11 protein-coding genes and 1 tRNA gene are annotated in these 9,227 nt (G+C 35.6%); 5 read left to right on the top strand and 7 right to left on the bottom strand.

The genetic code is table 11. From position 1 onward, the window contains the following. A partial coding sequence (locus ACKI2W_RS02940; protein ID WP_407379070.1) for an adenosylhomocysteinase occupies positions 1 to 276 on the bottom strand: 276 nt, incomplete at its 3' end. Positions 277 to 437: 161 nt separating this feature from the next. Here ACKI2W_RS02940 and ACKI2W_RS02935 point away from each other — a divergent pair. Beyond that, positions 438 to 547: transfer RNA gene (locus tag ACKI2W_RS02935), tRNA-Met, on the top strand. 76 nt (positions 548 to 623) lie between these two features. Here ACKI2W_RS02935 and ACKI2W_RS02930 read toward each other — a convergent pair. Beyond that, positions 624 to 851: a hypothetical protein gene (locus ACKI2W_RS02930; RefSeq protein WP_407379068.1), complete on the bottom strand. Its 228-nt coding sequence runs from the start codon at positions 849 to 851 to the stop codon at positions 624 to 626. After that, positions 852 to 1,526 carry a hypothetical protein gene (locus ACKI2W_RS02925; protein WP_407379066.1) on the bottom strand — a complete coding sequence of 225 codons (675 nt, stop codon included), beginning with the start codon at positions 1,524 to 1,526 and terminating at the stop codon, positions 852 to 854. A gap of 307 nt (positions 1,527 to 1,833) precedes the next feature. Here ACKI2W_RS02925 and ACKI2W_RS02920 point away from each other — a divergent pair, with 307 nt between their 5' ends. The 4 genes from ACKI2W_RS02920 (at position 1,834) to ACKI2W_RS02905 (ending at position 7,092) form a co-directional block, all read left to right on the top strand. Continuing rightward, positions 1,834 to 3,000: an aldo/keto reductase gene (locus ACKI2W_RS02920; RefSeq protein WP_407379064.1), complete on the top strand. Its 1,167-nt coding sequence runs from the start codon at positions 1,834 to 1,836 to the stop codon at positions 2,998 to 3,000. 9 nt (positions 3,001 to 3,009) lie between these two features. Beyond that, positions 3,010 to 3,765 (top strand): HesA/MoeB/ThiF family protein, encoded by a 756-nt coding sequence (locus tag ACKI2W_RS02915; RefSeq protein WP_407379062.1) that lies wholly within the window; start codon positions 3,010 to 3,012, stop codon positions 3,763 to 3,765. A gap of 228 nt (positions 3,766 to 3,993) precedes the next feature. Next, positions 3,994 to 5,364: a type I glutamate--ammonia ligase gene (glnA, locus tag ACKI2W_RS02910; RefSeq protein ID WP_407379060.1), complete on the top strand. Its 1,371-nt coding sequence runs from the start codon at positions 3,994 to 3,996 to the stop codon at positions 5,362 to 5,364. A 45-nt stretch (positions 5,365 to 5,409) separates the two neighbouring features. Continuing rightward, a complete protein-coding gene (locus ACKI2W_RS02905) occupies positions 5,410 to 7,092 on the top strand; it encodes an NrpR regulatory domain-containing protein (RefSeq protein ID WP_407379058.1) in 1,683 nt (560 codons plus the stop codon). Between the two features lie 2 nt (positions 7,093 to 7,094). Here ACKI2W_RS02905 and ACKI2W_RS02900 read toward each other — a convergent pair whose 3' ends face one another. The 4 genes from ACKI2W_RS02900 to ACKI2W_RS02885 form a co-directional block, all read right to left on the bottom strand. Further along, positions 7,095 to 7,388, bottom strand: a complete 294-nt coding sequence (locus ACKI2W_RS02900) for a DUF2097 family protein (RefSeq protein ID WP_407379056.1) — start codon at positions 7,386 to 7,388, stop codon at positions 7,095 to 7,097. A gap of 92 nt (positions 7,389 to 7,480) precedes the next feature. Then, positions 7,481 to 7,780 (bottom strand): DUF2097 domain-containing protein, encoded by a 300-nt coding sequence (locus ACKI2W_RS02895; RefSeq protein ID WP_407379054.1) that lies wholly within the window; start codon positions 7,778 to 7,780, stop codon positions 7,481 to 7,483. A 40-nt stretch (positions 7,781 to 7,820) separates the two neighbouring features. Next, positions 7,821 to 8,696 (bottom strand): formylmethanofuran dehydrogenase subunit C, encoded by an 876-nt coding sequence (locus ACKI2W_RS02890; RefSeq protein WP_407379052.1) that lies wholly within the window; start codon positions 8,694 to 8,696, stop codon positions 7,821 to 7,823. Positions 8,697 to 8,698: 2 nt separating this feature from the next. Further along, a partial coding sequence (locus ACKI2W_RS02885; protein ID WP_407379050.1) for an amidohydrolase family protein occupies positions 8,699 to 9,227 on the bottom strand: 529 nt, incomplete at its 5' end.

The following is a 9,227-nucleotide window of genomic DNA, read 5'->3' as shown; positions in this document are numbered from 1 at the left end:
TAAGCCTAAATCAGCTGCGCCTGCAACTGCATCGTCATGAGTGGATAGGGGATTGCATCCGGTCATTGCTACTTCTGCTCCACCAGCCATTAATGTCAAACCTAAATTGATTGTTTTAGGTTCTAAATGTAAACATGATCCAATAGTAATTCCTTTGAACGGTTGAGTTTCTTCGTATTCCTTTTTAATGGCTTCCAAAACAGGCATGTGTTTTTGAACCCATTCGATTTTCCTAACACCTTCAGGTGCAAGAGACATGTCTTTAACTTTACTCATGAAAAATATCTCCTTAATGCTTAATTATTATACCTTTTATTCATCATTTTAAATATAGTTACCCCATTTAAAAAATATTAATTTTTGAAAAAATAGCAAAAAACCTTAAAAAAAGCAAAACTTTAAATGTAACTATGAACTAATATATGTATGTTATATATGCCGGGGTGGCTCAGCTGGTTAGAGCGCACGGCTCATAGGGTATAAAAGCAGTGCTCTGACTAATACCTGGGATACCGTGAGGCCACGGGTTCGAATCCCGTTCCCGGCATACTTAAATCCCAGGTATATCTTTCTAATAACTATTTTTACTAATTTAAACCAATACCATTAAAAGAATAGATTTTTTAAAAGAAGAATAATACTAAAAACCCTATGAAAATAAAAAAGAAATTCAATCCATATAATGACAGTGCTCCTTTTAAAAATTTATCCTCTTTTGATTTTGTATAGAAATAATAAGTGACGATACAACCTATTATTAAAATAGGAAGCGTTATGAGAATACTTATATATCTTCTAAACATGAATATTGCTATTGGAATAATTATTGCTATAATCTGTTTTGCATTCATTTAATCCCTCCAACTTTGCATCAATCCAGTAAAAGTAACTGTATCAAATTGATTAATTAACAATGAAAATACAACCAATATAAAACCTAGATAAATTATGAGTCCAATGAGTTCCCTATTGTCAAATGGCAGATATTTGTTAACCTTATCAGGAAATATAATCCACAAATAACTTAATGTTGTAATGATGAAAATAATGACACCGTCTGTTATTGAAGAACAGTGAAATGTAGAATAATAACCCTGCAAAACAACAAACATTGCACACCACAGAAAATAAAAAGGCTGATAGCCTATTACATCCCTATCACCAATCCACCTGCTTTCATCACTAAATGCATTGAATCTTAAACCAACCCCTAAAAAAGGCAATGAAAAAATTACCGCATATAAAATTGACTTAAATAATCCGATATCAAATAAGAATAGCAGAAAGAAAAAAACACCAAATGCAGTGGTGGATAATGAAAGAACATTAAATGCTCCAGATTGATACGAACCGGGATTTTGTATTTTAACGTTAAATTTTTCATCTAATTCATCACTGAAAAATGTTAAAATAAACCAACCTAATACTGAAAAAATAACAGATATTTCAAAAACAATTGAAAATAAATTTATTTTAAAAAAATAAAATATAACAACAGCAAAAAAAACTACAAATGCTACAAACATCAGCAGAGCATTTTTTTTTAGATATTGGTTCATTGAAATTAAACATTATTACTCACCCCATTGGAATATTTGCCCATGCGCTAGCATTACCCAACGCCATATCGAAAAGATGAAATAAAAGTAAAATTACTACTTTATCCAAATTCATTCAATTAATAAACATTTATTAATTTTGAATAAAGCAATATTTAACAATATCACAAAGAAGTTAATTAAATAAACAAGCTAACATAACACATTAATTGAACATAACATTTAATAAACTTATTTTAAAAAAATATTCTTGTTAAGCAATTGAGGGTATGAAATGTTATATAACAAACTTGGAAAAAGCGGGTTGGAAGTTTCAAGGCTCGGTTTTGGAGCTATGAGACTGCCGACAAAAACTACCAATGACGATATTGATGAAAGTGAAGCTTCCAAAATGCTCACATACGGAATTGAAAACGGAATTAATTTAATTGATACGGCTTATCCTTACCACAGCAAGGAACTTGACGGTAACGGAAACAGCGAAAGATTCATAGGAAATTTCTTAAAAGAAAACAGCTACAGGGATGAAATAATCCTTTCAACCAAATCACCATCCTGGCTAATGGAAAAAAGAAGCGATTTTGATTATTATCTCGACATTCAGCTTGAAAAGCTCAAGACAGACTACATTGATATCTATATGCTCCATTCACTGACCGAACCGGACTGGTACAAGGTCAAGGATTTAAATGTTCTGGACTTTCTGGACGACTGCCTAAGCAGCGGAAAGGTAAAGCATGTCGGATTTTCATCACACATCGAAGTGGACTATCTGATAGAGATTTTGGATGAATACCCTAAATGGGAAGTAGTATTAACCCAAATGAACTATCTTGACGAATATTACCAGTCAGGCGTGATGGGCCTTGACTATTTAAAACAGGTCAATGTTGGAAGCATGATTATGGAGCCTCTCAGAGGAGGAAGACTTGTAAACAATATCCCAACGGAAGTCCAGAAACTATGGGACATGGCCGAAGTCAAAAGAACTCCGGTCGAGTGGGCACTCCAATATCTATGGAACAGAGACGATGTTGACTGTGTTTTAAGTGGTATGACCAGTCTGGAGCAGGTAAAGGACAACATCAGAATAGCTTCAACGCTAGATAACATCAGCGAATACGATCAGGAATTGATCAGGGAAGTTGCAAGGACATACAGGACATTTTTAGGAAATGACTGCACCCGATGCGGCTATTGCATGCCTTGCCCTCACGGCGTTGACATCATTAACTGCCTGACCGAATATAACATTGCACATATGATGAACGACCCCAAAGCAAGCGCCATGCAGTATTTCTCACTGATTGACGATGATTCAAGAGCTGACAGCTGTGTTGACTGCAAGGAATGCCTTCCATTTTGTACCCAAATGCTGAATATTCCTGAAGAGCTTCAAAAAGTATATGAGTACTTCGGCAGTGAATTTGATCATTTTTAAGGTGAAAGAATGCCAACTAGATACATAGGTGACGGATACTGGGAAATCGCATCCAGACAGATGAGCATTGTTACAAGAAGCCAGCAGCAAAGATTCAAAGACGCAAAAATTACAGTTATCGGCTGCGGAGGCATTGGAGGCCAGACCATTGAAATGCTTGCAAGGATGGGGATTGGAGAGCTTAGAGTTGTTGATGAAGATGCTTTTGACATTTCCAATTTGAACAGACAGACCCTGGCAACATTAAGCGACGTCGGCCTTGCCAAAAGCGATGTTGCGGCTGATAAAGTCAGATTAATCAATCCATATGTTAAAATAACCAACTTTAACGAACATGTGGATGAAACCAACATTGATAAAATCATCTCAAACTCAGATATCGTGATTGATGCTCTTGATAACGTATTGACAAGAGTTATCGTCTCAAGAAAGGCAAAAGAAAAGGAAATTCCATACATTCATGGTGCAATTCACGGTACACTAGGCCAGATTACCACATTTTTACCGGAAAATGAAAAGACATATGAAGAGATGTTCAACCTGCCGTCATCCGGAAAAGAACTTACAGAGGACGTTATTGAAGATTTGAAGAATGTGACATCAGGAGTTCCTCCAGTAATCGGCCCGACCCCCAATTTAGTTGCATGTCTTGAAGCGATTGAAGCGTTTAAAATAATAACCGGCATTGGAAAGGTTATCGCTGCTCCAGAAATTTTGACTTTTGATTTATTGGATTTGTCTTCATTCTCCTTACAGGAGATTTAGACATTCAACTATTTTTTTCTTATTTTTTTATAAGTTATATTAAACAAAACGTTGTAAATTATTAAAAAATCTAAACAAAAGCTATATGATTTTTAATAATGTTATATCTTATTATATCATTAAATACAAAATAACTAATATCTTACAGATTTTATTCAAAAGATTTATATAATATGAGATGGAAAAATTTTTTTAGATAGGAATATATTTTCCGATGAAAAAAAACAAATGGAGTATGATTTAATGGCAGACATCAGTGAAGAAAAGATACAGGCTATAAACGAACAGATGAAAGAGGACAATATCAAATTTATCCGTTTACAATTTGTGGACATTAACGGTACAGTAAAAAACATTGTTATTCCATTTAATGGTGAAGATTTAGGAGAACTGTTCAATGAAGGAATGTTATTTGACGGATCATCAATTGCAGGATTTGTTGGAATAAATGACAGTGACTTAGTCCTAAAACCAGATATTAACACTTACTCAAGACTTTCATGGAGACCTGAAGAGTCAGCAACATGCAGATTCATCTGTGACGTATGGACTCCTGAGAAAAAGCCTTTTGCAGGCGACCCTAGAGGAGTGCTTAAAAGGTCCCTTTCCCACATTGCAGAAATGGGACTGCAATATAACATAGGTCCGGAACCTGAATTTTTCATTGTGGACATCGATGAAAACGGATATCCTATGCCTTATGACCAGGCCGGATATTTTGATGTTGAGCCATTGGACAAAGGTCCGGACTTCAGAAGAGAACTGACCCTGAACCTTGAAGAGCTTGACTTTGAAGTTGAGGCATCCCACCACGAAGTGGCACCTGGACAGAATGAAATCGCATTCAAATTCAAAGATGCTTTGAAAACTGCAGATGCAGTCATTACATTCAAACAGGCAATCAAAGCAATCGTAGACAACATGGCTACCTACGACCAGCTCGACTACAGGGTAACATTCATGCCGAAACCGTTCTTCGGAGTGAGCGGAAGTGGTATGCACTGTCACCAGTCAGTGTTTAAAGGAGACAAAAACCTGTTTTCAGACCCTGATTCAGAAACCGGACTTTCAAAAGATGCAATGCATTTCATGGGAGGACTTTTAAAACACGCTCCTGCAATAACCGCAATCACAAACCCGATTGTCAACTCATACAAACGTCTGGTGCCTGGTTATGAAGCGCCAGTTTATCGAGCATACGGTTTTAAAAACAGGTCAACATTAATCAGAATCCCTGCAGCACGTGGAAAAGCAACCCGTATCGAATACAGAGCTCCCGACCCAGCATGTAACCCATATCTCGCATTTGCAGTGATGCTGGAAGCCGGTGTGGACGGTATCGTCAACAAGATTGATCCTGGCGAACCTACCGAAATCAACATCTATGAACTAAATGAAGAGGAAAGGGAAGCAATGGGAATTAAAGTATTGCCTACAAGTTTATGGGAAGCATATCATTCCCTAGAAGAAGATCAACTCATATTGGGAGCATTAGGAGATCACGTCAGTGAAAAATTCCTGGAACTCAAATATAAGGAATGGGACGAATACAGAGTACAGGTATTCGGATACGAACAAAGAAAATATTTGGATATCTAATCCAAATATCATTTTAATTTTTTAAATGTAATCTGGAGCTATCATATGTCAGAATCAGAGCGCCGAATGATTGAAATTTTAAGAATTTTGAACAAGCAGGAAAAAGCAACAGGATCAAAACTAATAGCCGACGAACTGAAGGACAAGGGTTTTAATCTGGGTGAACGTGCCGTAAGATACCATATGCAAATTCTTGATGAAAAGGGCTATACTGAGAGAATGGGATATTCTGGAAGGCGAATTACTGATTTGGGACGCGAAAAGCTAGAAAAAGGATTAATATACGATCAGGTAGATTTTATATATTCAAAATTTGAAGAATTGATATATTTAACTAACTTTAACTATATTACTAGGAAAGGAAACGTTGTAGTTAACACATCAACCATTTATAATGAAGAAAGCTATAATATAATAAAAGATATTTTTGCAAATGGTCTTTCTGTGAGCCCTTACGTTAATTTAAATAGGGTCAAAAATGGTGATGCCTTGGAGATAAAAACAATATGCGGAACAACCATTGACGGAATTCTTTTGAATGAAGGAATTGCTTCACAGCCAGTATATGGAGGATTACTGAAAATTGAAGATAACCACCCGGTTGCCTTTAAAGAACTGATATCATACAAAAAGACTTCCATAACTCCTCTTGACGCATTCATTGCACCTGAAATGACATCAGTGCTTGATGTAATAACTGACGGGACAGGATACATTCCTGCAAACTTCAGACTAATACCTGCTGTTGGAAAGCAGAAAACAATAGATACATTATCCAAATTAAAGGAAATTGGAATTAACGGAACGATAGCCATTTCTGAAGATGGAGAAAACATTCTTGGCCTGCCAGTCAATAAGGGAATGATTGGTCTGGCAATAATAGGTGGAATAACACCATTCTGTGCAGTTCAGGAACTGGGTTATGACATAGATATAAAGATTGGGGAAGAATTGGAAAATTTCGAAAAATTAACCCCTATTGTCAATACTGTTGACCATAAACTGAAAACAAGTTCAAATAATGATGAATCAAAAATTCCATTCATCCTATCAAAATCCTGGAATCTGATACAGCAGGTTAATTTTGATGTTGAAAAGGAAAAGGGAGATATCGTTGCAAACATTTCATACATCAAAAAAGAGGATTTGGATGATGCAATCGACATAATGAAGGAATGTTATGAATCCGATACAAAATACATCAATCCACATTACCAGATTCTATCACATCCGACAGATGATAATAAATTGGGAATAGCTACAGTATGCAGTTTAAGCATTGATGGTCTGTTGGTCAATAATGGAATCAAAACCACCCCAAAATATGGAGGATTGCTTGAACTGACCGAACCTGCATTGTTTGTTGATTTAATATCATACAGCGGTTCATCACTGGATCCGCATAAAATATTTATTGCAAAGGACATGACATCAATTACTAAAAATGACAGACCTAAAAGATTACTGGCCAGTATAAAAGAGATTCCTTACGTCGCAAGGGATCACAGCATTAGTTTATTGGATAAATTATCTAAATTGGGAATTCCGACATATAAGATAGGAAAACCTAGAGAAATAATCTATAATGCAAAAGTGGACAATTATAATTTCGGTATAGTTACCGGAAGCGGCCTTAATACAATAGCTGCCATTAAAGAAAAAGGAATAGATGTTGAAGTAAAGGCAGATACAAAATTAATGCCGTTTGAAAATATGGATAAACTGTAGAATTAAACTACAGTTACTTCCACAACCTCACCACCGTCTTTAGGCTCATGAGTAAATTCAATCAAGTCTTCCTGAATTTCATATACATCAATCTCGATAGTAGGATTTAAATGAGATTCGTCCAAGGACAACAATATTTTAAATCCAGGCTTTCCAAAATATTCTGAAAAGTCCACATTTAAAATTTCGCCTTCAGCAAAGATTCTATTGTATGAAATTTCAAGATTGTCATGGATTTTAATATGTTCTTTTAAGTAAGTTACAGCTTCATCTACAGTTAAGGATAATTCTTTCATAGATTTCACCTCTTACATTTACTTATGTTTTATAGTATATAAATATTTGTTCGTTAATATTGAAACAAAATTAAAAATTAATAAAAAAAGAATTATCTGGTAAAATCAATTTCAATTGTGACAGTTTTATCCTCTGTGATATGATTAATCTCAAGCAAATCATCATAAATTTCTTTAAAGTCAATTTCAACAGCCTGATTTAAAATTTCACCATTTAATTGTAAACCAACCCTAAGTCCTTCTCCAGTTTCTTCATCTTCTTCGGTAATACCTAAAACTTCACCTGGAGCAAAAATACGATTGTAAGAAATTTCTAAAGTATCACCGACATTAACTTCATTTCTGACATATTCAATTGCTTCATCAACACTTAATAAAATCTCTTCGTCCATATAACCACCATAAAATAAAAAAAATAAAAAGAGAGAGGAATTATAAATTCCTGTATTCTCTGATTGAAGTATATTCGTCGTCTAATTCTCCGTAAGAAGATAATTTTTCTTTGTTTGCTTCAGCATCTAAGTATAAATTACCTTTACCGTTAAGACCGATATCTCCAGTATAGTGGATAAATTTACCTTGGTAGGTAACACCTTCTACTTCAGGATCTACAACGACACCGTTGAGAACAAATCCTTCGAGTAATCTTCCAAGGAAACCGTGGATAATAATGTTACCGTTTTTCATTTGTCCACCAGGCCAACGGTTTACATCACCGTCAATTTCGATGACACCTTTGGTCATGTGAATACCAGCTAAGATATCACAGTTACCTTTAACGTGGATTTTACCACCAGTTAAACATTCACCACATTGTTTACCAGCGTTACCGCCGACAACAATTTGACCACCAGTCATACCTCTCCATTCACCAATGTAAGAAGCACCAGTGAATTCTTTGGTATTTCCAGTAATTTCCAAGTATCCGCCGGACATTTCCCTTCCAGCGTGAGCAGCTGCGTTACCATTAACGAGAATGGATCCGCCAGACATTTCAGCACCGACGTGTAAATCTACACTGCTGTTACATACGATGTTTCCACCGCTCATTTTACAACCGATGTATTTAACTCTGTTTAAATCACCGTTGAGAATCATTTCTACTTCATCAGGTCCTTCAGCTTCTCCTTCTACAGTTATGTTGAAGAAGTCAGTAATTGGGAATCTGGAGTTACCAATTGGGACTTGATATTTTGCGAAATCAGCTTCAGTCCAGTTGTAAATTTCATCTGGAATTAATTCATCAAATTCTAAAGCGATTGAAGAAGTTTTTATTTGATCAAAAGTTATTGTTTTCAAACTAAACACCCCTATTTACCATCAACATCTATTCTGATTGGGTTAGATACATAGTGGTCGTGTACTGGATAGTTTTCCCATTTGACTGAGTAGTACTGGGTGAAGAACGGCATGATGTTGTCGATGACTTTTTGTTCTTCTCTTTCCCATCCTTTTACATTAACCCAAACGTTTTGACTTTCTTTAACTTTAACAATTTCTTTATCTTTAACTAAGATTTGACCATCTTTAATAGTGTAGTCAGCTACGTTGAAACCTTTTTCGATTTCATCAGCTTGTTTGGATGGATCGATATCATTAGGATTTATGTCGTATACTGCAATGTCTGCTCTGTATCCAGGAGTAAGAGCACCTTTATCGGTGAATCCGTAGATTTTAGCTGGAGCAGCTCTTGTAATAGTTGCAATATCGTAGAAATCATATTCTCTTTCAAGAGTTGGGAGAAGAGTTCTTTTGTGTACCCATTTGTGAACTTCATTGTCACACATGTCTTGTCTTTTCTCATTACTCATTAACCAAGAGATAATTCTAGGATATCTG

It is taken from the genome of Methanobrevibacter sp. (assembly GCF_045603845.1).
Taxonomy (GTDB): domain Archaea; phylum Methanobacteriota; class Methanobacteria; order Methanobacteriales; family Methanobacteriaceae; genus Methanocatella.
Note: the sequence above shows the minus strand (reverse complement) of the source record. Positions and strands in the feature narration are given on the sequence as shown.